This window comes from Streptosporangium sp. H13245 (assembly GCF_055690525.1).
Genome location: NZ_JBSZKT010000032.1, coordinates 60,915 through 86,572 on the forward strand (window position 1 = coordinate 60,915; position 25,658 = coordinate 86,572).

Genomic DNA, 25,658 nt, shown 5'->3' on the forward strand with positions numbered 1-25,658 from the left:
GCTGTTCTGCCACTGGGGCTGGACGAAGCGGGCCGCTCCGCCGCTGGGACTGGACAAAGCGGGGCCGCTCCGCCGCTAGGGCTGGACGAAGACGGCGACCGTGCGGGCCGGTACGGTCAGCGTGCCCGTGGCTGAGTCGAAGGTCGACCGCTTCACGACGGCGTCGTCGCCAGCCGTCTGGACGGGGTGGAGCGTCACCCGGGTGCTCTTCAGCACGTCCACGGTCTGCGGATGCGCCTCGGGGGTCGCGTTGAGGACGACGGTGACCGACTTCCAGCGCGGGTCGATCCCGGTGGCGTCCAGGTGCATGGTCACGACCCCCGGGGTCTCCGAGGTGCCGCCGGTCGGGAAGGTGACGCGTTTCTGCACCTCGGCGAGGGTGGCGAGGCCGAAGACCGGCGAGGAGGAGCGGATCCGCAGCAGCTCCCCGTACCGGGCGCGGGCCGCGCCGATCGCCGCGCAGTCCGGCTTCAGCGCCGGGTCGCCGAGCAGCGGCCTGGCGTACTGCCACTTGTCCTCGTTGTCGGCCTTCGGGGGGAGCCCGGCGCCGAAGCCGTTGCCCGCCGAGCAGTCCCACAGCAGCCGGTTGAACCAGTCGCCGGAGTCGTAGGAGTTGCGGTCGAGCGACTTGGAGCGGAGCCGTTCGCTGCCCGCGTGCGTGAACGCGGTGCCCTGCCCGAGGAGGGCCGTGGCCAGCGAGAGCGACTGCATGCGCACCCGGTCGGCCATCGCGGTCGCCGGTGGCAGCTTGTACGCCAGCGCGTCGAACAGCGTCTCGTTGTCGTGGGCGTCCACGTAGGTGACGATCTCGCCCGGTGCGGCGGCGTACCCGGCGGGGGAGCCGTTGTAGCTCACCTCCGAGCCCTTGACGAGCCTGCCGTCGGAGGCGGTGAAGGTGTAGTCGCGCAGGTTCCCGGCGAGCCCGACCTTGATCAGGTCGTGGTAGTTCAGCAGCCGGGCCCGCCGCTGGCCCTCGTCGCCGTTGGCCGGTGAGCCGTTGGGCGCCCCGGCCAGCCCCGAGCCGAAGCCCTGCACCCGGGGGTCGGCGTCGAACGGGCCGCCGCCGCGCACCGCGTCGCGCAGCCGGTCGCTGAAGGTGCCGATCCCGGTGCCCGCCAGGTTGGCCTGGCTCGCCTGCTCGAAGCGGGCGTTGTCGGCCACCTCCCCGAAGTTCCAGCCCTCCCCGTACAGGATGATCGACTTTCCGTCGACGCCGTCGCGGGCGACGGTGAGCCTGTCCAGGGCCGCGCGGACCGCGACCATGTTCGCCTTCGGGTGGTGGCCCATCAGGTCGAACCTGAAGCCGTCCACCTTGTACTCGCGGGCCCAGGTGACGATGGAGTCGACGACGAGCCTGCCCATCATGGCGTGCTCGGGCGCGGTGTTGGCGCAGCAGGTGGAGGTGGCCACCGTGCCGTCGTCGAGCAGCCGGTGGTAGTAGCCGGGCACGAGGCGGTCGAGCACCGAGGTGGGGTCCTGGCCGGAGGCGTGGGTGTGGTTGTAGACCACGTCCATCACCACCCGCAGCCCGGCGCCGTTCAGCCCGCCGACCATGTCGCGGAACTCCCTGATCCGCGTCGGCCCGTCGGGGTCGGAGGCGTAGGAGCCCTCGGGCACGGTGTAGTGCAGCGGGTCGTAGCCCCAGTTGAAGGAGTCGGTGGCCGCCGTCCTCGCGACGCAGGCCTGTTGTTCCTCGGAGTCGGGGGGCATCGAGGCCAGGTCGCAGGCGGGCTCGGTCCGGTCGGCCTTCTTCTCTGGGACGGTCGCCATGTCGAAGACGGGCAGCAGGTGCACGTGGGTCAGCCCGTCCCTCGCCAGCCCGCGCAGCTCCCGCATCCCCGCCGAGTCGCCGGTGAACGCGGCGTACGTGCCGCGCTTCGCCGCCGGGACGGTCGTGTCGGAGGCGGAGAAGTCACGCACGTGCAGCTCGTAGATCGACGCCTTCTGCTGGGGGACCGCCTTCGGCTTGGCCAGGGACGACCAGCCGTCGGGCCGCAGCGCCCGGTCGGACAGGTCGGCGAGCTGGCTGCGGCCCGACCCGGCCGACAGCGACAGGCTGTACGGGTCGGTCACCTCGTTGACGACGACCTTCCCCTCAGAAGGCGCGTAGACCGTCACAAGGAAGGTGTAGTAGCGGTCCTTCCAGTCTCGCTGTCCCCGTACCGACCAGACGCCGGTGGCGTCGTCGCGGCGCATGGGGTGGACGGTGCGGCCACCGCCGGAGGAGCTCCGGTGGAGCGCCAGCTCGACCTTGCCCGCGGTCGGCGCCCAGACCGACAGCCGGGGCGTGCCGCCGTTCCACGAGGGCCCGAGGTCGGCGGTCGCCGCCCCGGGGTACAGGTCGTCGAGCACGCCGGGCAGCTGTACGCCGGTGGCGGTCAGCAGCGCGCCCGAGGCGTCGCGCTCGACGGCGACGATCTGGCCTCGGGTGGCCTCGCGGACCAGGTCGGCGTCGCGCGGGTCGACGGTGAACGCGGCGTGCCCGGCCAGGTGCGGCCACTTCTTCCTCTGCGCCTCGGTCAGCGCGCCGGGTGAGAGGCGGATCAGCCTGAGGTCGCCGGTCAGGTCCCCCTTGTCGTAGGCGATGCCGCCCTTGGCGGAGAAGGCGAGGGAGTAGCGGTTCGCGGTGGAGGTGTCGATCTTCCAGGCGACGGTGGCGCGGTCGATCCAGTGCGCCGACGACTTCGACAGGTCGGCGTCGGCGCCGCGTGCCGAGGGCTGGGGCAGCAGGTGGCCCTCGGTGGCCGCGATCCGCCATATCTCGTGGCCGGTCGCGGTCAGGTCCAGCGACTGGTTGTCGGGCAGGTCCTTGGTGTCGCCCTTGTGGATGATGTAGTTCACGGTCTTGGCCCCCTCGGTCAGGGGGACGCGGAAGTGCACGCCGAACCCGTCCTCACCCGCGGGCTGGAGCGGCGCCCCCCACTCGGTGGGATTCGCCACGTCGCCCCACAGGTGCAGTCCCCAGCCGTCGTAGTTCCCGTCCGGCCGGTGGTAATGCAGGATCGCGACGTTCTCGGCCGCCGCCCGGGTCGGGTGGGCCTTCGCCACGCCCGAGGCGACGTAGGCGTCTGGCTGCGACGCCGGGGTGAACGACTGGTCGGGCCCGGGGTCCTTGGTGTCACCCTTGTGCACGATGAAGTTCGCCGGAAGGGAGGCGTCCTTCAGCGGCACCTTCCAGAACGCGCCGTAGGAGTCGGTGCCGTCCGGCGGGCGCGGCGCGGCCCAGTCGGTGGGCACCCCGTCGGCGAGCCCGTCGCCCCACAGGTGCAGTCCCCAGCCGTCGTAGTTGCCGTCCGGCCGGTTGTAGTGGACGGTCGCGTACCCCTGGGCCGCCGCGCGGGACGGGTGGGTCTCCGGTTTCCCCTTCGCCAGCCAGACCTCGCCGTTCCTGGCGGGGTTCACCAGGCGGTCGCCGCCGTCCTTCTCGTCGCCCTTGTGGGCGATGATCCCGACGCTGGTGGCGCCCGGCTTGAGCCTGATCCAGGCGAAGCGGCCGTAGGAGTCCTCGCCGGTCAGCGGGAGCGGGGTCGCCCACTCGGTCGGGTTCTCCACGTCGCCCCAGACGTGCAGGCCCCAGCCGTCGTAGTCGGCGGCGTTCTCCCGCTGGTAGTGCACGACCAGCCAGTCGCGTCTGACCGTGCCGGGCTCCTCGGGGGCGGGCTCGGCGCCGACGGTCGCCCGCGCGCCCGCCGAGGCGAACCGGCCCGCGGAGTCCTTCACCACGGCCTTGTACGAGATCCTCGTGCCCGCCGCGATACCCCGCAGGTCGTGGAAGACCCTGAACGTACGGCCTGACGGGGCGTCGTCGGTGCCGATCGCCTTCCAGGGGCCTTCACCGACCTTGGCGGCGAAGGTGACCTGGTCGAAGCCGGTGCCCGGCACGGTCGCGGTGACCGGGATCCGGCCGTCCTCGGCGGTGCCCCTGATCTCGGTCCCGGGCAGGGTGATCGAGACGGCCGGGGCCGACGCCGGGGCGGCGAGCTTGGCGGGCGCCTTGTAGACCACCGCCGACAGGGCGGGGACGGTGAGCGCCAGCTTCGTGTCGGTGCCGGTGGTGAGCGTGGCGGCGCCCTCGCCGTACACCTTCGTGAAGGCCGCGCCCGCCGAGAAGGTGGGCGCGCTCGCGGTCGCGGGCTGTTCGGCGTTGTTGACCGCGACCAGGTACTCGACCTGCCGGGTGGCGTCGATCCTGGAGAAGGCGTAGACGCCGCCGGAGGCCAGCCGCTCGATCTGGGCGCCGTCGGCGAGGGCCGGGTGGGCGTCGCGCAGCGCGGCCAGGGCGGCGATGCCCCGGTAGAGCGGGTGGGAGGGGACGAAGTTGTCCCGGGCGTGGGTGGAGTCGGTGCCGATCAGGTCGTCGCCCAGGTAGCTCTCGGTTCTGGAGGCGAACATGGACGCGCGGGCGTCCTGGTCGCCGCCCTTGCCGGTGAAGCCCTGCTCGTCGCCGTAGTAGACGACCGGCTGGCCCCGGGTGAGGTACATCAGCTCGTGGGCGAGCAGGTCCCTGCGCAGCAGCTCGGAGTCGGGGGCGCCCGGGTTGTCCTGGGCGACGAAACGGCCGATGCGGCCCATGTCGTGGTTGCCGAGGAAGGTCGGCAGCGACGACGCGTTGCCGTCGGCGTCGGTGTGGTAGTCGTCGCCCGCGTACAGCCGGGCCAGCCGGGAGGCGTCCGCGGTGCCGCCGCCGAAGGAGCGGGCGGCCTCCTGGAACGGGAAGTCCAGGGTGGCGTTCATCGCGCCCCGGGTGGAGTAGCGGCTGGTGAAGGACGGCTCGCCGGAGTAGACCTCGCCGAACATGAAGAACCGCTTGTTGCCCTGCTGGGCCGCGTAGCCGCGCAGCGCGGGGGAGAACTTCTCCCAGAACTCCATGTTCACGTGCTTGGCGGTGTCGATGCGGAAGCCGTCGAGGCCGGTGTCGCGCACCCAGGTCTGGTAGATGTCGGTCATGCCCCTGACGACCTCGGGGCGCTCGGTCCACAGGTCGTCGAGGCCGAAGAAGTCGCCGTACTCGTCGTTCTCGCCGCCGCTGAAGGTGGAGTCGCCCCGGTTGTGGTACATCGTCGGGTCGTTCAGCCAGGACGGGGTCTTGACGTTCCTCGGCGCGACCGGTGTGTACGGGAACGAGCCGGTGTCCACCTTCGGGAAGGTGTCCTTGCCCGCGTGGTCGCGGTCGTCGAACGGCACGCCGCCCGTGTCGACGTAGGGGTAGGCGCCCTTGGAGCGATAGGAGTACGTCTTCTCCGCGTAGTCGACCACGTCGGCGGTGTGGTTGGTGATGATGTCGAAGAAGACCCTCATCCCGCGCCGGTGGGCCTCGCGCACCAGCTCCTTCATCTGGGCGTTGGTGCCCAGGTGCGGGTCGATCCTGGTGAAGTCGGTGATCCAGTAGCCGTGGTATCCGGCCGAGACGTTCGCGCCGGTGCCCTGCACGGGACGGTTCACGAACGCCGGGGTGATCCAGATCGCGGTGCTGCCCAGGTTCTTGACGTAGTCGAGTTTGCCGAGCAGGCCCTTGAGGTCGCCGCCCTGGTAGAAGCCCTTGTGCGTCGGGTCGAAGCCGGTGGTGAGCCGGTCGCCGGACAGGCCGCCCCGGTCGTTGCCGGTGTCGCCGTTGGCGAACCGGTCGGTCATCGCGAAGTAGAAGCGCTCGCGGCTCAGGTCGGTGCGGAGCGCGTCGCGGGCGAGGTCCCTGTCGGAGGGCTCGGCGGTGCGGCTGAGCGCGGACACCACGGGGCTCGGTACGAGGGTTGTGGAGACCGGTGCGGAGAGGGGCGCGGACGCGGCGGCGGGGAGCGGGACGGCGGCGAGGGGGGCGGTGACCAGGGCTGCCGCGAGCGCGGCGCCCGTCAGAAGGGTCGTTCTCGCGCGCCGCGGGGGGAGCGGCCAGACCACGGGGGGCCTCCACGGGAGTTGTTTCGAGGGTATTGCCCGGAAGTTACTCACTAGGAATGGTCTGTGCAATCCCTTGCGGCAATTTTCTGAATCCCGGTAATTCGGGGTCGTCCGGAAGGGGCCCAATCGACAGCCCAAAACGTACAAAAGATGATTTATCGTCCTTGAGGCGGCGATATCGCCGCTCGTTGTTTGGCTGGAGGATGGTCTGACTCCTTAGCTTTGGGGGGCTTTGTAACGACTTTGCAGACTCTTGCAGAAACTTCTTCCAATGGGATTCACGTCGGCGTAACGTCCGGCGTACTCCAAATCCGGCCGGACGGCTCTTCGGTTCCGGCCGCCCCCTTGAACACGAGGAGAAGAACATGCGGCGAGCCTTCTCGGCCGCGGCGATTGTCGCGGCCCTCGCCCTGGCGGTCTCCGCCTGCGGTGGCGGTGACGCCGGAACGGCGGCCCCCACCCAGCCCGCGGCGACGGACCCGTCGAAGATCACCGGTGAGATCACCTGGTGGGACACCGTCAGGCCCGACAGCGAGGGCCCGACGTTCCAGGCGCTCATCAAGGAGTTCCAGGCCAAGTACCCGGGCATCAAGGTCAAGTACGTCAACGTCCCCTCCGACCAGGCGCAGAACCAGTTCCAGACGGCGGCGCAGGCGGGCGCGGGGGCGCCGGACGTGATCCGCTCCGAGGTCGCCTGGACCTCCCAGTTCGCCTCGCTCGGCTACCTCCAGCCGCTGGAGGGCACCCGCGCCGTGGAGAACGAGACGGACTTCCTGCCGGGACCGCTGAGCAGCACCAAGTACAACGGCAAGACGTACGCCGTCCCGCAGGTCACCGACACCCTCGCGCTCATCTACAACAAGCGGCTGCTCAAGGAGGCCGGGCACGAGAAGGCCCCCGCCACGGTCGAGGAGCTCAAGCAGGCCGCGCTCGACGTCAAGGAGAAGACCGGCGTGAGCGGCCTCGCGCTCAACGTCGACTCCTACTTCCTGCTGCCCTTCATGTACGGCGAGGGCGGTGACCTCCTCGACGTGCAGAACAAGAAGATCACCGTCAACTCCCCGGCGAACGTGAAGGCGATGGCCGCCGTCTCCGACCTGATCACCTCCGGTGCCGCGCCCAAGCCCGCGATCCAGGACAGCTACGCCAACGCGATGACCGCCCTCAAGGACGGCAAGACCGCGATGATCTACAACGGCCCGTGGGCGCTGTCGGAGATCTACCAGGGCAAGGAGTTCAAGGACAGGGAGAACCTGGGCATCGCGCCCGTCCCGGCGGGCTCGGTCAAGGCCGGGGCCCCCACCGGCGGCTGGAACCTGGCCATCTACGCCGGTTCCAAGAACCTGGACGCCTCCTACGAGTTCGTCCGCTTCATGAGCACCCCCGAGTCCCAGGCCAAGGTCGCCAAGGAGATCAGCCTCCTGCCGACCCGCGTCTCGGCGTACGACAACCCCGACGTGCAGGCCAACAAGGACGTCGCCATCTTCAAGCCCATCATGGAGACCGCGACCGCGCGGCCGTGGATCCCCGAGGGCGGCCAGCTCTTCCAGCCGCTCCTTGAGGGCTACCAGTCGCTGGTCGGCGGCACGGCGACCCCCGAGGACATGCTCAAGAAGGTCGACGGCCAGTACCGAGGCATCTTCAAGGACTGGAGCTGACCCGTGGCGCTCTCGACTGGGCGTGTGAACAGCACGGCCAGGGACCGGGCCGCGGGTGCCGACGGCGCCCGCGGCCGGGGCCGTCCCCCGGGCGGCCCGTTCCGGCAGGCGCTGGGCAGGCACTGGTACGCCTGGGCCATGGTCGCCCCGGTGATCCTGGTCACCGCCCTGCTGGTCGGCTGGCCGCTGGCCAGGGGCGTCTACCTGTCGCTGACCGACGCCACCGAGGCCAACATCGGCCGGACGATCGGCGTCAACGTCATCCCCTCGACGTACGAGTTCGTCTGGTTCGACAACTACGTCGCGATCCTGACCAGCGGGCTGTTCTGGGAGAAGCTGACCTGGACGGTCGGGTGGACCGTCGCCTGCGTGGCCTTGCACTACGGGCTCGGGCTCGGCCTGGCCATGCTGCTCAACCGCAGGGTCAGGTTCCGCTCGGCCTACCGGCTGCTGCTCATCCTGCCGTGGGCGATCCCGGGCTTCGTCTCGGCGTTCATCTGGCGCTACCTCTACAACAGCGACTTCGGCGTGATCAACGCGATGCTCAGGGCCGCGGGCCTGGGAGCGGTCGGCTGGCTCGACGACCCGACCACGGCGAAGATCGCGGTCATCGCGGTCAACGTCTGGATGGGCGTGCCGTTCATGATGGTCGCCGTGCTGGGCGGGCTCCAGTCGATCCCCGGTGAGCTGTACGAGGCGGCGGAGGTGGACGGCGCCACGCCGTGGCAGCGCTTCCGCTTCATTACGATTCCCGGCCTGCGTACCGTGTCGAGCACGGTTGTCCTTCTGGGCACGATCTGGACGTTCAACATGTTCCCGGTGATCTACCTGATCAGCGGGGGAGGGCCGGGCAGCTCCACCGAGATCCTGGTCACCTACGCCTTCCGCGAGGCCTTCACCGGCGTCCGCAACTACTCCAACTCCGCGGCGTGGGGAGTGATCATCCTCCTGCTCCTCGTCGTGCTGGCCGTGGTCTACCGGCGCTCGCTGCGCAAGCAAGGGGAGGTCTGGTGAGCGTCACCACCACCGGGCGCGCCCGGGGGCGCGGGGAACGCGGCGTGGGGCGGTCGATCCTGCTGCACGCGACCCTGGTCGCCGCCGTCGTCGTCTCGCTGTTCCCGATCGTCTGGCTGTTCCTGACCTCGCTCAAGCCGCGCGACGGCTGGATCTCCAGCGAGCTGGAGATCTTCAACCAGCCCTCGCTGGACAACTACGCGCGGGTGCTCACCGAGACGGAGTTCCCGACCTGGCTGCTCAACTCGGTGATCGTCGCCGGGCTGACCACGGTCATCGGCGTCTTCCTGGCCTCCACGACCGGGTACGCGGTCAGCCGCTTCCGCTTCCCCGGCTACCGGGGGGTGATGTGGACGCTGCTCGTCATCCAGATGTTCCCGGTGGCGATCCTGATCGTCCCCCTCTACAACCTGATGGCGGGGCTCGGGCTGCTCAACCAGATCCCCGGCCTGGTCATCGCCTACATGACGGTGGCGGTGCCGTTCTGCGCGTGGATGATGAAGAGCTACTTCGACTCCATCCCGCGCGAGATCGACCAGGCAGGGCTGGTCGACGGCCTGACGCCGTTCGGCGCGTTCTGGCGGGTCATCCTGCCGCTGGCCAGGCCGAGCCTCGCGGTCACCGCGTTCTACTCGTTCATGACCGCCTGGGGCGAGGTGGCCTACGCCACCGTGTTCATGTCGCAGGAGGAGAAGCGCACGCTCGGCATCGGGCTCCAGCAGTTCGTCGGCCAGCACTGGTCGGACTGGGGCCTGCTCACGGCCGCGGCGGTGCTGATCGCGGTCCCGGCGGCGGTCGTCTTCCTGCTCGTCCAGCGGCACTTGGTGGCCGGGCTTACCGCCGGTGCCACGAAGTCGTAACACCGTCGTGCTATTACGTCCTGATATGTCATCTGATCGGGGGATTTAATATGACCGAGCTTGCCGGGGCGGACCGCGGTGCCGGGACCGTCACCCGATGGTGGCGCGACGCGGTGATCTACCAGGTCTACGTGCGCAGCTTCGCCGACGGCAACGGCGACGGGGTGGGGGACCTGCCCGGCGTGCGCGGCAGGCTCCCGTACCTGGCGGACCTCGGGGTCGACGCGGTCTGGCTCACCCCGTTCTTCACCTCGCCGATGGCCGACTTCGGTTACGACGTGGCCGACTACCGGGACGTGGACCCGATCTTCGGGTCGCTCGCCGACGCCGGGGCGCTGATCGACGACGCGCACCGGCACGGCCTGCGGGTCATCGTGGACGTGGTGCCCAACCACACCTCCGACCGGCACGCCTGGTTCCTGGAGGCCCTGGCGGCGCCCCCCGGAGACCCCGCGCGGGAGCGCTACATCTTCCGTCCGGGCCGGGGTGACGGCGGGGAGCTGCCGCCCAACGACTGGGAGTCGGTCTTCGGCGGCCCCGCGTGGACCCGGCTGCCCGGCGGCGAGTGGTACCTCCACCTGTTCGCCCCCGAGCAGCCCGACCTGAACTGGGAGAACCCCGAGGTCCACGCGGAGTTCGAGTCGATCCTGCGGTTCTGGCTCGACATGGGCGTGGACGGCTTCCGCGTCGACGTCGCCCACGGCATGGTGAAGGCCGACGGCCTGCCCGACGTCGGCCACGCCGACCAGGTCCGGATGATCGGCACCGAGGTGGTGCCGTTCTTCGACCAGGACGGCGTGCACGAGATCCACCGCGCCTGGCGCAAACTGCTCGACTCCTACCCCGGGGAGCGGATCGGCGTCGCCGAGGCGTGGGCGCCGTCCTCTCAGAGGCTGGCCAACTACGTCCGCCCCGACGAGATGCACCAGGCGTTCAACTTCCAGTTCCTCGTCGCCCCCTGGGAGGCCGCCGCGTTCCGTACGGTCATCCAGGAGTCGCTGACGACGGCCGGGCTGGTCGGTGCGCCCTGCACCTGGGTGCTGTCCAACCACGACGTCAAGCGCCACCTCACCCGGTACGGAGGCGGCGAGGTCGGCCTGCGCCGCTCCCGCGCCGCGGCCCTGCTCACGCTCTCCCTGCCCGGCTCGGCGTACGTCTACCAGGGCGAGGAACTCGGGCTGCCCGAGGTCCTCGACCTGCCGGAGGAGTTCCAGCGCGACCCGCAGCGCCTGCGCGACCCCGACGACGGCCGCGACGGCTGCCGGGTGCCGATCCCGTGGGCCGACGACGAGCCGCACTTCGGCTTCAGCCTGCCCGGCGCCGCCGGGGGGACGTGGCTGCCCATGCCGCCCTCCTGGGGGCCGCTCAGCGTCGCGTCCCAGCTCGTCGACCCGGTCTCCACGCTGAACCTCTACCGGGAGGCGCTGAGGATCAGGCGCGAGCGCCGCTCCTTCGACGACGCCCCGCTGACCTGGCTCGACGCCCCGGAGGGCACCCTGGCCTTCGCCAGGGGCGACGGGTTCGCCTGCACGGTCAACCTCACCGGCGAGCCGGTGGAGCTCCCGGCCCTCGGACGGGTCCTGCTGGCCAGCGCGGAGACGGCCGTCGAGGGCGGCACGGTGCGGCTCGCCCCCGACTCCGCCGTCTGGTGGGAACCCGATGTCGCCTAGCACCGGACAGCTCGGCCCCGGTCCCGGTCTTGCTCCTGGTGGCGGTCCCGGGAACGGCACCGCCAGGCTGACCGACATCGCCGCGCAGGCCGGGGTGAGCGAGGCCACCGTCAGCCGGGTGCTCAACGGCAAACCGGGCGTGTCCGCCCTCACCCGGCAGGCGGTGCTGACGGCCCTGGACCTGATGGGGTACGAACGCCCGCAGCGACTGCGCCAGCGCAGCAACGGGCTGATCGGCCTGGTCACCCCGGAACTGGACAACCCGATCTTCCCGGCGTTCGCCCAGGCCTTCGAGAAGACGCTCACCCAGCACGGCTACACCCCGGTCCTGTGCACCCAGCTGCCCGGCGGGGCGGTCGAGGACGAGTTCACCGAGATCCTGGTGGAGCGCGGGGTCAGCGGCATCATCTTCGTCTCCGGGCTGCACGCCGACACCACCGCGCGCTCGGACCGCTACACCCAGCTGATCGGGCAGGGCGTGCCGATCGTCCTGCTCAACGGGCACGCCGCCGACGTGCCCGCCCCGTTCATCTCCCCGGACGACCGGGCCGCGGCCCGGCTCGCCGTGCAGCACCTGGCCGACCTCGGCCACGAGCGCATCGGCCTGGCCGTCGGGCCGGGCCGGTTCGTACCGGTGATCAGGAAGATCGAGGGCTACCGGCGGGCCATGTCCCAGCTGCTCGGCGTCACCGACGTCGACGGGCTGATCTCGCACTCGCTGTTCTCGGTGGAGGGCGGGCAGGTCGCGGCGGCGCAGCTGCTGGCGCGGGGGTGCACGGGGATCGTGTGCGCGTCGGACCTGATGGCGCTGGGCGCGATCCGGGCCTGCCGCGACCGGGGGCTCTCGGTTCCCGGCGAGGTGTCGGTGGTCGGGTTCGACGACTCGCCGCTGATCGCGTTCACCGACCCGCCGCTCACCACCGTGCGCCAGCCGGTGCAGCCGATGGTCACCGCCGCCGTGCACACCCTCCTGGAGGCCGTCGCGGGCACGCCCGGCCAGCACTCCGAGCTGATCTTCCAGCCGGAACTCATCGTACGAGGCTCGACAGGCTCGGGACCCAAGATCGTCCGCTGAACGTCCTGCGCTTTGAGCGTCGGGATCCAGGGTCGTGCGGTGATCGTCCCGTGTGGTGGTTCGTGCTTTGAGTGTCGGGGTCCGAGGCCGTTCGGTGTGGCGGTTCGCGCTTTGAGCGTCGGGGGCCAGGGGCGTTCGGTGATCGTCCCGTGTGGCGGTTCGTGGTTTGAGCGTCGGGGTCCGAGGTCGTTCGGTGATCGTCCCGCACGAAGGTTCGCGCCTTGAGTGCCGGTATCCGGCCGGGGCCCATGATCGTTCGGTGATCGTCTCCGTCCGCTGACATTTCGCGACGATCTGTTTCTGCCACCGTCACGGGCTTCCCCGGTGTGCCTGTCGATCTCTATACTCCGAGATCCTCACCGCGATGACCGCCGCAGCCGCCGGTCCTCCGGAACACCGCGAAGACCGTAGCCGCCGGTCCTCCCGGGCAGTGCGAAGGCCGCCAGAGCCGCCGGTCCCCTCGAACATCGCGAAGACCGCCACAGCCGCCGGTTCTTCCGCTCGGCATCCGCGTCATCCGGGCCGCCCACGGCCCGGCGCCTCACTCTCGTTCGACCCGTCGACCTCGCGCGCCCCCCAGGAGGCCGGTTTTGAGTGTGCACGCCCTCGCCCAGATCGCCATGACCGCCAATTCTTCCCGGCCCACCGTCCCGATCCGCGACCGCGCGAGCACGCCCTCGTGCCGCGCCGCAGGACCGGAGGAGACGCCGTGACGGACGCATCCCACTTACCCGGCTTATCCGGCGGCCCGTACCGCCACGAGCCCCACCCCGCCTCCGAGGACAGGGCCGCGGTCGTCGGGGCGGGTCCTGCGGGATCGCTGCTCGCCATCCTCCTCGCCCGCCGAGGCCACCCGGTCGACGTCTACGACATGCGCCCCGACCCGCGCGACGGCAAGGGCGACGGCGAGGGACGCTCGATCAACCTGGGCCTGTCGGCCCGAGGCATCCGCGCCCTGCGGCACGTCGGCCTGTGGAACGCTCTCACGGACAGGCTCGTGCCCATGCGGGGCCGCATGATCCACCGTCCGGGCAGGTCCGCGGCCTTCCAGGCGTACGGCACCGACCCGGGGGAGATCCTCTACTCGGTCAGCCGGGACGAGCTGACCACCCTCCTCGTCGAGCGCGCCGCAGGTCACGAGGGGGTCAGGCACCTCTTCGGCGTTCGTTGCGCGGGAGTCGACCGCGAGAGCGGGACCCTGACCCTGGCCGACGCGATCACCGGGGAGACGCGCGAGGCCCGCGCGGACTTCGTGGTCGGCGCGGATGGAGCGTTCTCCGCCGTACGCGCCGCCATGCAGCGGGGGCTCGCCGCCGACTACCGCCATGAGTTCCTCGAATGGGGGTACAAGGAACTCACGATCCCCTCGGCCCCCGGTGGCAGCTCCCGCGTCCCGCTGGAGGCGCTGCACGTCTGGCCCGGTGAGAACGCCCTGGTCGTCGCCCACCCCAACGTGGACGGCTCGCTGACCGCGACGCTCTTCCTGCCACACTCCGGCGCCCCGGGCTTCGCCGAACTCTCCAGAGAGCGGGACGTCACCCGCTTCTTCCAGCGGGTGTTCCCCGGCCTGGTCGACCTCGTTCCCGACCTGGCCGCGCAGTACGCCGCCAACCCGGTGGGGAACCTGGTGACCATCCGCACCTCGCGCTGGCGGCACGCCGACCGGGTGGTCCTGGCGGGCGACGCGGCCCACGCGGTCTACCCTTTCTACGGCCAGGGCATGAACTCGGCCCTGGAGGACTGCCTGGTGCTCGACGGCTGCCTCGCCCGGCGCCCCGACGACCGCGCGTCCGCGTTCAAGGAGTACCAACGGCTGCGCAAACCGCACACCGACATCCTGGCCGACCTGTCCGAGCGGAACTTCGCCGACCTGCGCGACGGCACCCGGTCGCCGCTGCGGCTGGCCCGCAGGCAGGCCGACCTCGCGCTGAACCGCGCCTTCCCGGACCTGTGGCGACCGCTCTACACCATGGTCTCGCACACCGACATGCCGTACGGCGAGGCGTTGCGCCGAGCCCACCGGCAGGACCGGGTGCTGCGCTGGTCGGGCGTGGCGCTGGCCGCGGGAGCCGCCCTGGCGGCCGTACGGATCGGCTCTTCCGCGCGGAGGACGTCCCCGTGATCGTGCACCCCGACGACCCGTCGCTCCGCCTGATCGAGGTCACGGACCTCGACGCCCCGGCACCGCCGCCCGAGGTCCTCGCCCACCGGGACGCGCTGCGGGCCGTCGTGGACTGGGCCGGGACCTACCTGTGCCGCCCCCACCCCGACCTCGGCCGCAACGGCCCGGTCTGCCCGTACGCCCAGGGTTCGCTGAGCCGAAACAGGTTCTATCTCGCGGTACCTCGCTCTGGAGAGACCCTTGAGGATGTCGTCGCCGCGGTGGAGCCCTACCGGGCCTGGTTCACCGCGCTCGCGCCGCTGGACGGCCCCGAGGCCGTGTTCACCACGATCCTGCTGCTCCTTCCCGGCCTCGGCGACCGCCTGGCGCTCGTCGACGGCGCCCAGAACGCGCTGAAGGACGCGTTCGTCGAGGAGGGCCTGATGATCGGGGAGTTCCACGACGGGCCACCAGACAAGCCGGGGCTGTGGAACCCGTCGCTGCGTCCCCTGGCCGGTCCCGTGCCGCTGCTCGCGATCCGCCACATGGTCGCCACGGACCTGCCCTTCCTGTGGGGGGACCCGGCCCACCGCCGCGCGTACCTGACCCGGTTCGAGGGCAGGGTGCCCGCCCACCTGCGGGAGATCGTCATGGAGACCATCATGGAAGGGGTGGAATGACGCCGACCGCGCGCCGCGACCCCGCGGCGCCCATCCCGCTCACCCCCGCCCAGGCACGCCTGTGGTTCCTCGACCGGGCCGGGCCCGGCGGGGCGTCCTACGTCTGCTGGACCTTCCAGCGCCTCACCGGCCCGCTCGACACCGACGCGCTGCGCGCGGCCTTCACCGCCGTCGTGGGCCGCCACGAGGCGCTGCGCCTCGTCATCGTCGAGGGCCCCGCCCAGGTCGTACGGGAGAGCGGGCCTGAACTGCGGGTGGTGGAAGCGCCCGACGAGGAGCGGGCGCGCGACATCGTCAGGGACGTGCTCTCGCGCAGGTTCACCCTCGACGGAGCCCCGCTGCACCGGGCCGTACTGATCAGGCTCGCGGCCGGGGAGCACATCCTGAGCTGGTGCCTGCACCACATCATGTGCGACGCGCCCTCGCTCGGGATCCTGGAGGAGGACCTCTGGGCCCACTACCGGGTCCTGGTCGACGGGGCGGAACCGCCGGGGCCGGTGTCGTCCGTCCAGTTCCCCGACTACGCCGCCTGGCTCGCCGGGCAGGGGGCGGAGGGGCGCGAGGCGGGACTCGCCCACTGGCGCGAGCACCTGTCCGGCGCGCCCGCCGTCACCACCCTCCCGCAGGACCGGGCCCGGCCCCGCGAACCCGTACTGGGCGGGGCCCGCCGCTCCCTGCGCCTGCCCGCCGACCTGGTGTCGGACCTGTACGCCCTGGTCAAGGCGCGGCGCGTCACCCTGTTCGTCATCGCGATGTCGGCGATGACCGCCACCCTGGCCAGGCACTCCGACGAGGAGGACGTGGTCGTCGGGACCGCCCTGGTCAACCGGCACCTGGTCGAGCTGGAGGGGTCGGTCGGCTGCTACATCAACCTCATGCCCATACGGACGGACCTGCGGGCCGACCCCACCCTGGCCGAGCTCCTGCGCGCCGTGCGGGGCTCGGTCATCAGGGGACTCGGCCACCAGGCGACGCCGTTCGAGGAGATCGCCGACCTGGCCGGGGCTCCCCGGGACCTGCGCAGGAACCCCGTCTTCCAGACGCTGCTCGTCATGGGGGAGGGCGGGCGGTCCGTCGAACGGGCGTCGGACATCGCCGTGGAGACGTGGGAGCTCGACGAGTCGTCCCCCGGCGCCCGGTTCGACCTGACCCTCGTCGTGAGCGTGAGCGACAGAGGGTTCGAGCTGCACGCCGACTACTCCGCCGACCTCTACGACGAGGGCACCGTCGACCGGTTCCTGCGGCACGTCGTCGTCTTCCTGAAGGCTTTCACCACCACACCGGACCTGCGGGTCTGGGAGATCCCGCTCCACGACCAGATCCACCTCGCGGACACCCCCGTTTCGTACGACGGCCTTTCGGGGGGCGAGCGGCCCCTTGGCGAGGGCATGTCCGACGGCGGTTTCCCAGAGCGGTCTCTGGGGGGAAGCACGTCCGGCGGTGGCCTCTCAGAGCGGCCCTTGGACGGGGGCGCGTCCGACGGAGGTTTTTCGGGGAGCGAGCGGCCCCTGGATGGAAGTACGTCCGGCGGCGGGCCGGAGGCCCGCGATCTCCGGACCGCCGGGGACTTCACGGCAGGCCACGATCCCGCCAGGGACTTCACGGCGGGCCACGATCCCGCCGGGGGCTTCACGGCGGTTCACGATCTTGTTGTCCGATGGGCGGCCGAGGACCCCGCCGCTCCCGCGCTGGTCTCGGAGGCGGGGACGATCGGCTACGGCGAGCTGGAACGCCGTTCGGCACGGCTGGCGGTCCGGCTGCGGGAGGCGGGGGCGGGGCGCGAGTCCGTCGTCGCCGTCGTCCTGCCGAACGGCGAGGACGCCGTCGTCGCCCTGCTCGCCGCGCTGAGGGCGGGCGCCGCCTACCTGCCGCTCAGCCCGGCCGACCCGCCGGACAGGATCGCCGGGATACTCCTGGAGGCCGGGGCGGTCGCCGCCGTCACCTCCGGCGGGCACCGGGACGTGCTCGCGGGCTATCCCGGCACGGTTCTTACCGTGGAGGCGGTGGGAGAGGCCGGGTACGTCGGCGATGTCGGCGATGCCGAGGAGCACGGGGCCGTCCTGGGCTCCGGGCGTCTCGCGGACGGCCCCGGTGACGCGGTTGGCACGGGTGGCACGGGTGGCACGCACGCCTCCGGTGACATGGGTGGCCTTGGTGAGGTGCCGCCCGTGGGACCGGAGGACCTCGCGTACGTGATCTACACGTCGGGGTCCACGGGGCGGCCCAAGGGGGTGATGGTGACCCACGGGACCCTCGCCCGGCTGACCGAGTCGTTCCGCGTCGTCCACGGGTTCGGGCCAGGCGGGCGGGTGCTGATGCTGCCGCCGCTGACCTTCGACGCCTCGGTGGGGGACGTGTTCCCCGCCCTGTGCTCGGGGGCCGCCATCGTGCTGCACCCCGATCCCGCCCTGCTGGACGGGCCGGAGCTGGTGCGCTTCTGCGCGCGGCACGGCGTGACGGCAGTCGACACCGCGGCCTCCCTGTGGCGCGGGTGGGCGGCCACGCTGGCGCCCGGGACGGTGCCCGACGGCTGGCCGGTCACCACGATGATGGTCGGAGGGGAGCGGGTACCGCTCTGGGCGGTCCGCGCCTGGGCCGCCGCCACCGGCGGCCGGGTCGAGCTGTTCAACCACTACGGCCCGACCGAGGCGACCGTGTGCGCCACGGTGCACCGTACCCGCGACGGCGCCGAGGCGGCCGGGCGGGAACACCTGCCGATCGGGCGCCCCCTGCCGCACGTCCGCGCGTACGTCGTCGACCGCAGGGGTGGCCTGGCCCCCACCGGCACGCCGGGCGAGCTCCACCTGGGCGGTGACTGCCTGGCCCGGGGCTATGTCGCCCGGCCGGAGGAGACCTCGGCGCGGTTCGTCCGCGACCCCCACGCCGGGCGCGAGGGGGCTCGCATGTACCGGACCGGTGACCTGGCCAGATACCTGCCCGACGGGACGCTGGAGTTCCTCGGGCGGGTCGACCGGCAACTGAAGGTCAACGGCTACCGGATCGAGCCCGCCGAGATCGAGTCCGCCGTCGTGGCGCACCCGGAGGTGCGGGACGCGGCCGTCGTGGCCTCCCCGGAGGGGGACCGGCTCATCGGCTACGTGGCGCCGCGCACCGCCGACTCCGAGGAACTGCGGGGCTTCCTGCGCGAGCGGCTGCCCCGGCACATGGTGCCCGCCGTGCTCGTACCGCTCGACGAGATCCCGCGCACCCCGCACGGGAAGATCGACACCGGACGGCTCCCGGCCGCCTCGCGGGACGCGCCCGGATACGTCCCGCCGCGAGGTCCGCTGGAGACGGCGCTGGCCGGGGTGTGGGCCCGGCTGCTCGACCTTCCCCGGGTGGGACGCCACGACAACTTCTTCGCCCTCGGCGGGTCCTCGCTGCTGGCCGCCAGGGTGCTCGGCGAGATCCGGGAGGAGGCCGGGATCGAGATCACCCTGAGCGGTCTCTTCGAGGCGGCCGACCTCGCGGAACTCGCGGCCTCCGCGGCCACGCCGGAACCGGTCCTCGGCGACGACGACCTGAGGGCGCTGGCGGCGCTGCCCGCCGAGGTACGCGACACCCTCGGCGCGATGCGCGGCGCACCGGGGGACGCGCCCGGTACGTCCGGCGTACCCGGGAACGCGCATGACACGGGCTCCGCGCCCGGCGTACGAAGAGACGCGTCCGGTGTGCCGGAGGGCGTGCGCGGCGCGTCCGGTGCGGTGCCTGGTGTGCCGGAGGGCGCGCGTGGCGCCTCCGGTCCCGCGTCCGGCGTACGGAGAGACGCGCTTGGCGTGTCCGGTGCGCGCGGTGTTTCCGGCCCGGCCGCTTCCGCGCCGGGCGGGGTGCCGGGTGGGACGGCGAGGTGGCCCGGACGGGTGCTGTTGACGGGGGCGACGGGTCTCCTCGGGGCGCACCTGCTGGCAGCGCTGCTCGACCGGGGCGTTGCCGAGGTGATGTGCCTGGTCAGAGCGGGGGACGAGCAGGCCGCCGCCGACCGGGTCCGCGAGACCCTGACCCGGCACGGCCTCTGGAGGCCCGGCTACCGGGACAGGGTCACCGGTCTGGCGGGGGACCTGGCGGCGCCCCGGCTGGGGCTGGAGCCCGGTGTCTACGACGCCGTGGCGGAGGGGAGCGACCTGATCTGTCATACCGGGCGGATCGTCAACTTCGTCCAGCCGTACCGGATGCTCGGGCCCGTGAACGTCGGCGGGACCGTCGAGATGGTCCGGCTCGCCGCGCACCGGGGGCCGACCCCGCTGCACACCGTCTCCACCCTCGGCGTGTATCTCGGCTGGGCGGGCCGGGACCGCCCGATCACCGAGGACGAGGCCCCGGACGACCCCGCCGGGCTGGGCTCCCCGTACTACCAGAGCAGGTGGGTCGCCGACGCGGCGGCGCGGGAGGCCCGCGAGCACGGCCTGCCCGTGACGGTCCACCGGCCCGCGAGGGTCGGCGGCCACAGCCTCACCGGCCGGGGCGACCCCGGAGACTACTTCAACCGGCTGCTCACCACGTTCGTCCAGCTCCGCATGGTGCCCGACATACCGGTCACCGAGGACGTCATCCCCGTCGACCACCTCGCCGCCGCCATCGTCGCCAGGCTCCTGGACCCGGGTTCGGCGGGGCGTGACTTCCACTACTTCGACGCTCAGGGGATCACCTACCGGCAGATGGCGGCGGCCCTGCTCGACCACGGGTACGACGTCGAGCCGGTTCCCTGGGAGCGCTGGCGGGCGGAGATCCTGCGGCGCTCCGCCGGGGGTGAGCCGGTCGCGATGGGGCCGTTCGCCGCCGATCTGGGCGAGGAGCCGCCGGGGCCGCGCGGGCCACGGTTCGACTGCTCGTTCACCTGCCCGCCGCCCGGCTCCGCCCTGATTGGCCGCTATCTGGCCTTCCTCGAAGCGTCGTCCCCGGGGATCTCTTCCGGAGCGCCTCCGGGGACACCCGTCGAGCCCTCTGCCGATGGGCCCGCCGGAACCCCTGGCGCCGGGCCCACCGGGACATCCACCGAGAAGCCCACAGGGACCTCCATCGGGACGCCCGTCGGGAAGCCCACCGAGACGTCCATCGGGACCTCTGCCGAGGCGTCCCCTTCAACGTCTGCCGAAATGTCCGCGGAAGGAGGGCTCCGTTGAGAGCCGACGCGCTCAGGTTCGCCGGTATCTGGTCCGCCGAGCTGGTGTCGGTGATCGGTTCCAGTCTCACCGGCTTCGTACTCAGCGTCTGGGTCTACCAGGAGTCCGGATCCGAAACCCAGTTCGCGCTCACCATGCTCTGCGCCACCCTGCCCGGCATCCTCATCACCCCCTTCACCGGGGTGATCGTCGACCGCTTCGACAGGAAGTGGGTGCTCGTACTGAGCGACTGCGGGGCGGCGCTGTCGACGGCCGCGCTGCTGCTGATCGTCCAGGCGCAGAGCCTGGCCGTGTGGCACGTCTACGTCGCCACCGCGGTCGGCGCGATCTGCGGGACCTTCCACCTCACCGTCTACCAGGCGATGACGCCGCTGCTGGTCCCCGAACGCCACCTGGGGCGGGCCAACGGGCTGATGCAGGCCAGCTGGGGGCTGCAGATCGCGGCCCCGGTGGTGGCGGGGAGCCTGCTGGAGGTGATCGGACTGCGCGGGGTGCTCCTGATGGACCTCCTGTCGTTCGCTGTCGCGACGGTCGTGGTCCTGGCGACCCGGCTGCCCCGGTCGGTCACCCGGCCCGAGACCGTCGCGAGCCCGCCCTCGCTCGGCACCGACCTGCTCTTCGGGCTGCGGCACCTGCGCTCCCACGGGCTGCTCCCCCTGGTGGCGGTCTTCGCCGCGTTCAACCTCGTATTCGCCGTCGCGGGGGTGCTGATCCGCCCGCTCATCCTGTCGTTCACCGGGCCCGCCACGCTCGGGGTGCTGGTGTTCGCCGGTGGGGCGGGGCTGTTCGCGGGAAGCCTGGTCATGGGCCTGTGGGGAGGGCCGCGCCGCAGGATCACCGGGATGAGCCTCTTCATGGGCGTGGGCGGGATCGCCCTGGCCGCGCACGGCCTGGCTCCCTCGGTGGCGCTCATCGCGGTGGTCGCCCCCGCGTTCCTGTTCATCCTGCCGGTGGTCAACGGCTCCGTGATGACGGTCCTTCAGGTCAAGACGGAGGCCGGGGCGCTCGGCCGGGTCCTCGCCACGGCCCGCACCCTGGGACAGTGCGCGGTGCCCATCGCCTTCCTGAGCGCCGCGCCCGCCGCGGAGCACCTCACCGGCCCCCTGCTGATGCCGGGCGGCGCGCTCGCCGGGAGCGTCGGGGAACTGATCGGGACGGGCCCCGGCAGGGGGACCGCCCTGATCTACCTGATCGACGGGTTCCTGCTCGTCGTCCTCGCGGTCACGACGTTCGTCCTGCCCAGGCTCCGCCGCCTGGAGCGCGAGATCCCCGACGCGCCCAGGGCGGACGCCACCCCCGCCCCGGTCTCCTGACCTCTCCAAACCCTCACGAACGACGAACGACGAACGAGGTCCGATGCCGCTGCACCTGACACCCGAGGACGCCCACCGCTACCTGGAGAGCGGGGAGGCGCCCGGTCCCCATCTCGACGTGATCGGCGCCATGTCGGCGCACGCCGCCGCGGCCGGGCTGCGGCTCGGCCTGTTCGAGGCCCTGGCGGACGGGCCCAGGGACCTGCCCGAGCTGGCCGCCGGGCTCGGCGCCGACCGGAACGGCCTGCGCGTCCTGCTCGGCGCGCTCGCCGCGACCGGGTACGTGACGCCGGAGCCCGGCGGGTACGCCCTCACCGCCGTGTCCCGCCCGCTGCTCGGCGGGTACGGCAACATGCTGCTGTTCTGGCAGGAGGTCCTGGCCGGGCTCTGGGGCGGGCTGGAGGAGTCGGTGCGCTCCGGCGAGCGCGGCGCCGACTTCTACACCTGGCTCGCCGGGCGTCCCGAGGTGCTGGCCCGCTTCCAGCGGATGCTCCAGGACCAGGCGGGGTGGCTGGGGGAGGAGATCGCCGCCGTCGTTCCCCTGCCGGACGGCGCCTCCCGGCTGCTCGACCTGGGCGGCGGGCACGCCCGCTACAGCATCGCCTACTGCCGCGACCGGCCGGACCTGAGCGCCACCGTCGTCGACCTGCCCTCGGGGATCGAGGCGGGCCGCTCGGCGGTGGCCTCGGAGGGAATGGCCGGTCGGGTCACCCTCCTCGACGGGGACATCCTGGGCGATCTCCCGTACCGGGACCAGGACGCCGTGCTGCTGTTCAACCTGCTGCACGGCTTCGGTGAGGAGCGGGCCTCGGCCCTGCTGCGGGCCGCGGCGCGCACGCTGCGCCCCGGCGGGGTGGCGCTGGTGCTCGACAGGGATCCGGGCCATCCGGGGGACGCGGCGGCGCGGGCCTTCACCCCGCTCTTCGAGCTCAACCTGCACCACACCCAGGGCGGGCGGCTGTACTCCCCGGAGACGATCACCGGGTGGCTCGCCGAGGCCGGGTGTCACGAACCGAGGAAGTACGCTCTGACGCGTTCCCCGGCCCACTTCCTGACCGTCGCCACCAGGCGGTGAGCCGCGCGGGCGGCGCCCCGGGGACGGGCCCTTCCGACCCCGCGCGCCGCCCTCCGCGCCCGCGAAAACGAACCGTGTGTAACGGTCAGCTGTACGTCCTTCACTCGTATCGCTGAGTGACCTCCGGGTGTGCGAGGATCTGCGCTGACGTACCGGCGGTGAAGGCGATGGAGCGTACCAGAATGAACTCGACGAGGCCGTGGGCCGCTCCTGTGGCGGGGGTTTTCATGGCGGGAGGCGTGCTCGTCGCCGTGCCCGGAGCGACCGCGGCCACGGCGGGCACCGTCTACTACGTCGACTCCAGGTCCGGTGACGACGCCGCCGCCGGGACCTCGGCCGCGGTGGCCTGGCGCAGCCTGGACAACGTCAACGCCGCCACCCTGAGCCCCGGCGACACCGTGCGCCTCAAGCGCGGCGGCAGCTGGCCGGGCACGCTCACGCTGTCGGGCCGTGGCACCGCCGCCAGCCCCATCTCGGTCGAGCCGTACGGCAAGGGCGCGGCCCCGAGGATCAGCGGCAGGGACACGGCCTGCGTGGTGATCTCGGGTTCCTACGTGCGGGTGGTGGGGGTGCGGGCCAGCAACTGCCTGTGGGCCGGTTTCGAGGTCGTCGGCAGCCGTAATGAGCTCGACCGCGTCATCGCCGACCGCAACATCGCCGGGGTCCTCTTCGAGGGCGCGCGCAACGTCGTCAAGAACAGCGTCCTGAGCGACAACAACCGCATGAGCGTCAACGACGAGGGCGGTGACGACGACTCCGGCGCCTTCGGCGTGCTGCTCAACGGCGACGACAACCTCGTCACCGGAAACACGATCACCGGCAGCTCCGCGAGCAGCAAGGACTACGGCACCGACGGCGCCGCCGTCGAGGTGTTCAACGGTGACCGCAACCGGGTCACCCACAACGTCGCCAGGAACAACGAGACCTTCGTCGAGCTGGGCGCGGAGAAGGGCAAGACCGCCGGGAACAACGTCTTCGCCCACAACGTGGTCACCTCCTCGCGCAGGGGCTCCTTCCTGATCACCCGGGGCGCCGGTCACGTGGTCGGGCCGGTGAAGGGCACCGTCGCGGTCCACAACTCGGTCTACCTGCCCGCCCGCAAGACCCTCGGCTGGGCCTGCCACGACGGCTGCTCCCCGGGAATCCTGAAGCTGCGCAACAACGTCATCGTGGTCGGCGGCGAGGTGGGCTTCGAGGACGGCAAGGGGGCCGACGAGGACGCGGGCGTCTACAAGGGCCGCTCCCTCAAGTTCAAGCTCGGCCCCCGGTCGATCGTGGCCGACCCCCGCTTCAGGAGCCGGACGGACCTGCGCCTGAGCCCCGGCTCCCCGGCGCTCGGCCGCGGCGTCAGACTCGGCCCCACCTGGTACGGAGGGGCGGGCCTCGCCCGCGACCTCTCCGGCGCCGCGCTGTCCGCGGCCCCCGCCGCCGGGGCCTATCAGCCCTGATTTTTACGTATTTTGGGTCTTATTCTGGACATCTCCCCGGAACCTTCGTGAAACCTGGCTAGGACAGTCTGGTGCGCAGAGCGAGGTGATCGGCATGATGTTGCGGCTACGTGTTTCCTTCCCTGACAGGCCCGGCGCCCTGGGCCAGGCGGCCAGGGTGCTCGGCACGCTGGGTGCCGACATCCTCCAGGTGACGGTCCTGGAACGCGAGGTCGGCCGGGCGGTGGACGACTTCACGGTCTCCTGGCCCGGCACCGTGGACGCGGAGACGGTCAGGGACCGCCTCTCCGGCGTCCCGGGGATGCGCGTCGAGGGCGTCTGGCCCACCCGCGAGATCCCCGGCGCCGCGCCCGACTACGACCTGCTGAAGCACGTCGCCGCCGATCCGGGCAGGGCCCTCGCCACCCTCGTGGACGCCGTGCCCGACCTGGTGAGCGCCGAGTGGGCGGTGATCGTGTCGCCGGAGAGCGGAGAGATCGTGCACCGCAGCTGGCAGGCCCCGGAGACCTTCGACGAGACGGGGGGTCTCGTCGGCGTCAAGGCCGCCGACCTCGCCACGCTGCGGCCCGCCGTCCTCGGTTCCGGGCGGCACCAGCTGATGAGCCTCCCGGTGCCGGGGGCGAACGGGCACCTGGTCCTGGCCAGGACCGACGGCCCGCCCTTCCACCGCGCGGAGCTGGACCGTGCCATCCGCGTCCTGGAGGTCGTCTCCATCATGGGACGTATCTCCTGATCTCCCGAGTTCCAGCGTTTCCGATATGTCGGTTATGGGGTAGGAAGGCGGGGAGTGGCTTGGCGCCACTCCCGTGACCGTGCCTTCCCGCCCGGTCCCGCCCATCACGGGCGGCCGGGCCCGCCCGGCGGGACGGTGACCGTCACGCACACCAGCATCAGATCTCCCCCCGATAGACGCCGCAGGTCGTATCGGTACCGGACCCCCGGGGGTCCGCGAGGAGGGCAGCCTGATGCCTAAGCGCCACCACGTCGTGACGACGAGCCTGCTGGGGCTCTGTCTGGGAGCGAGTACGGCCTGCGGGAGCGGGAACCCGATCATCACGGACGCCGCTCCCGCGGTCCCGGTGCGAGGTGCCGACCTCGCGCGAAGCCCCGGTCCCGCGCAGAGCGCCGGGCCCGGCGCGAGCACGACTCCCGGTGCCGGTTCCACGGAGAGCGCCGCGCCCGTGCCCGAGGGGTTCAAGCAGATCGGGGGCACCGCCAACGGCGTCGTCGTCGCGGTCCCGAAGGACTGGGTCGCGCTCGACCTGACCAAGGACGACCTCGACAGCGGGCTGAGGAACAGCGGCCTGTCGGGCCCCACGCTGGACCAGGCCAAGAAGAGCCTGCAGACCCTGGTCGACAACAACGGCCTGTGGGCGTCGGACGCCGGATCCGCGAAGACGTCCGCGAACGGGTTCCCCACCAACCTCAACGCCTTCTGCCAGGCCGGACGGCAGATCCCGGCGGAACAGCTGATCAAGGAGACCAGGGCCCAGCTGGAACAGCTCAACGCCAAGGTCATCGAGGCGAGGAAGGTGCCGATCGGCTCCAGGGAGGCGGCGCGGATCGTCTACTCGTTCGCGACCAACGGCGTCGACGTCCGGGGCACCCAGTACTACGTGCCGGTCGAGAACAGGACCTGCATCGTCACGCTCAGCACCGACACGGAGGGCAAGCAGGAGCTGTTCGACCGGATCGGCGAGACGATCCGGCCGGTCTGACCGGCCCGTACGACCCACGGTGGGCGGTGCCGCG

15 protein-coding genes are annotated in these 25,658 nt (G+C 71.8%); 14 read left to right on the forward strand and 1 reads right to left on the reverse strand.

Annotated elements, in window-relative coordinates; genetic code table 11:
* Window positions 1-75 precede the first annotated feature (75 nt).
* Window positions 76-5,892: a pullulanase-type alpha-1,6-glucosidase gene (pulA, locus tag ACW9TB_RS30945; RefSeq protein ID WP_472751625.1), complete on the reverse strand. Its 5,817-nt coding sequence runs from the start codon at window positions 5,890-5,892 to the stop codon at window positions 76-78.
* A gap of 365 nt (window positions 5,893-6,257) precedes the next feature.
* On the opposite strand from pulA, the gene ACW9TB_RS30950 reads away from it, so the two are divergent.
* From ACW9TB_RS30950 to ACW9TB_RS31015, 14 genes are all read left to right on the forward strand, one after another.
* Window positions 6,258-7,550, forward strand: a complete 1,293-nt coding sequence (locus ACW9TB_RS30950; protein WP_472751626.1) for an extracellular solute-binding protein — start codon at window positions 6,258-6,260, stop codon at window positions 7,548-7,550.
* A gap of 24 nt (window positions 7,551-7,574) precedes the next feature.
* Window positions 7,575-8,564, forward strand: coding sequence for a carbohydrate ABC transporter permease (locus tag ACW9TB_RS30955; RefSeq protein ID WP_472751627.1), 990 nt, complete (start codon window positions 7,575-7,577; stop codon window positions 8,562-8,564).
* Window positions 8,561-9,424, forward strand: a complete 864-nt coding sequence (locus ACW9TB_RS30960) for a sugar ABC transporter permease (protein ID WP_472751628.1) — start codon at window positions 8,561-8,563, stop codon at window positions 9,422-9,424. Before ACW9TB_RS30955 ends, ACW9TB_RS30960 begins: the two co-directional genes overlap by 4 nt.
* Before the next feature lie 50 nt (window positions 9,425-9,474).
* The gene (locus ACW9TB_RS30965; protein ID WP_472751629.1) at window positions 9,475-11,094 is read left to right on the forward strand and encodes a glycoside hydrolase family 13 protein; all 1,620 of its coding nucleotides are present in this window, start codon (window positions 9,475-9,477) and stop codon (window positions 11,092-11,094) included.
* Window positions 11,084-12,169: a LacI family DNA-binding transcriptional regulator gene (locus tag ACW9TB_RS30970; RefSeq protein ID WP_472751630.1), complete on the forward strand. Its 1,086-nt coding sequence runs from the start codon at window positions 11,084-11,086 to the stop codon at window positions 12,167-12,169. The genes ACW9TB_RS30965 and ACW9TB_RS30970 overlap by 11 nt, the downstream gene beginning before the upstream one ends.
* Before the next feature lie 590 nt (window positions 12,170-12,759).
* Window positions 12,760-12,882: a hypothetical protein gene (locus ACW9TB_RS30975; RefSeq protein WP_472751631.1), complete on the forward strand. Its 123-nt coding sequence runs from the start codon at window positions 12,760-12,762 to the stop codon at window positions 12,880-12,882.
* On the forward strand, window positions 12,879-14,291 hold the full coding sequence (locus tag ACW9TB_RS30980) for an FAD-dependent oxidoreductase (RefSeq protein WP_472751632.1): 1,413 nt from the start codon (window positions 12,879-12,881) through the stop codon (window positions 14,289-14,291). Before ACW9TB_RS30975 ends, ACW9TB_RS30980 begins: the two co-directional genes overlap by 4 nt.
* Window positions 14,288-14,950, forward strand: coding sequence for a DUF6875 domain-containing protein (locus tag ACW9TB_RS30985; RefSeq protein ID WP_472751633.1), 663 nt, complete (start codon window positions 14,288-14,290; stop codon window positions 14,948-14,950). The genes ACW9TB_RS30980 and ACW9TB_RS30985 overlap by 4 nt, the downstream gene beginning before the upstream one ends.
* Window positions 14,947-20,070 (forward strand): non-ribosomal peptide synthetase family protein, encoded by a 5,124-nt coding sequence (locus ACW9TB_RS30990; RefSeq protein WP_472751634.1) that lies wholly within the window; start codon window positions 14,947-14,949, stop codon window positions 20,068-20,070. Before ACW9TB_RS30985 ends, ACW9TB_RS30990 begins: the two co-directional genes overlap by 4 nt.
* On the forward strand, window positions 20,067-21,383 hold the full coding sequence (locus tag ACW9TB_RS30995; RefSeq protein WP_472751635.1) for an MFS transporter: 1,317 nt from the start codon (window positions 20,067-20,069) through the stop codon (window positions 21,381-21,383). Before ACW9TB_RS30990 ends, ACW9TB_RS30995 begins: the two co-directional genes overlap by 4 nt.
* Window positions 21,384-21,426: 43 nt before the next feature.
* The gene (locus tag ACW9TB_RS31000) at window positions 21,427-22,458 is read left to right on the forward strand and encodes a methyltransferase (protein WP_472751636.1); all 1,032 of its coding nucleotides are present in this window, start codon (window positions 21,427-21,429) and stop codon (window positions 22,456-22,458) included.
* A 182-nt stretch (window positions 22,459-22,640) separates the two neighbouring features.
* A complete protein-coding gene (locus ACW9TB_RS31005) occupies window positions 22,641-23,906 on the forward strand; it encodes a right-handed parallel beta-helix repeat-containing protein (protein WP_472751637.1) in 1,266 nt (421 codons plus the stop codon).
* A gap of 94 nt (window positions 23,907-24,000) precedes the next feature.
* The gene (locus ACW9TB_RS31010; RefSeq protein WP_472751638.1) at window positions 24,001-24,639 is read left to right on the forward strand and encodes an ACT domain-containing protein; all 639 of its coding nucleotides are present in this window, start codon (window positions 24,001-24,003) and stop codon (window positions 24,637-24,639) included.
* A gap of 232 nt (window positions 24,640-24,871) precedes the next feature.
* Entirely contained in the window at window positions 24,872-25,624 is a 753-nt protein-coding gene (locus ACW9TB_RS31015) for a hypothetical protein (RefSeq protein ID WP_472751639.1), read from the forward strand.
* Window positions 25,625-25,658 lie beyond the last annotated feature (34 nt).

Coding starts and splice junctions, on each gene's coding strand:
- ACW9TB_RS30965 (WP_472751629.1), top strand. CDS start 9,475: ATGACCGAGCTTGCCGGGGCGGACCGCGGTGCCGGGACCGTCACCCGA.
- ACW9TB_RS31015 (WP_472751639.1), top strand. CDS start 24,872: ATGCCTAAGCGCCACCACGTCGTGACGACGAGCCTGCTGGGGCTCTGT.
- ACW9TB_RS31010 (WP_472751638.1), top strand. CDS start 24,001: ATGATGTTGCGGCTACGTGTTTCCTTCCCTGACAGGCCCGGCGCCCTG.
- ACW9TB_RS30970 (WP_472751630.1), top strand. CDS start 11,084: ATGTCGCCTAGCACCGGACAGCTCGGCCCCGGTCCCGGTCTTGCTCCT.
- ACW9TB_RS30990 (WP_472751634.1), top strand. CDS start 14,947: ATGACGCCGACCGCGCGCCGCGACCCCGCGGCGCCCATCCCGCTCACC.
- ACW9TB_RS30950 (WP_472751626.1), top strand. CDS start 6,258: ATGCGGCGAGCCTTCTCGGCCGCGGCGATTGTCGCGGCCCTCGCCCTG.
- ACW9TB_RS31005 (WP_472751637.1), top strand. CDS start 22,641: ATGAACTCGACGAGGCCGTGGGCCGCTCCTGTGGCGGGGGTTTTCATG.
- ACW9TB_RS31000 (WP_472751636.1), top strand. CDS start 21,427: ATGCCGCTGCACCTGACACCCGAGGACGCCCACCGCTACCTGGAGAGC.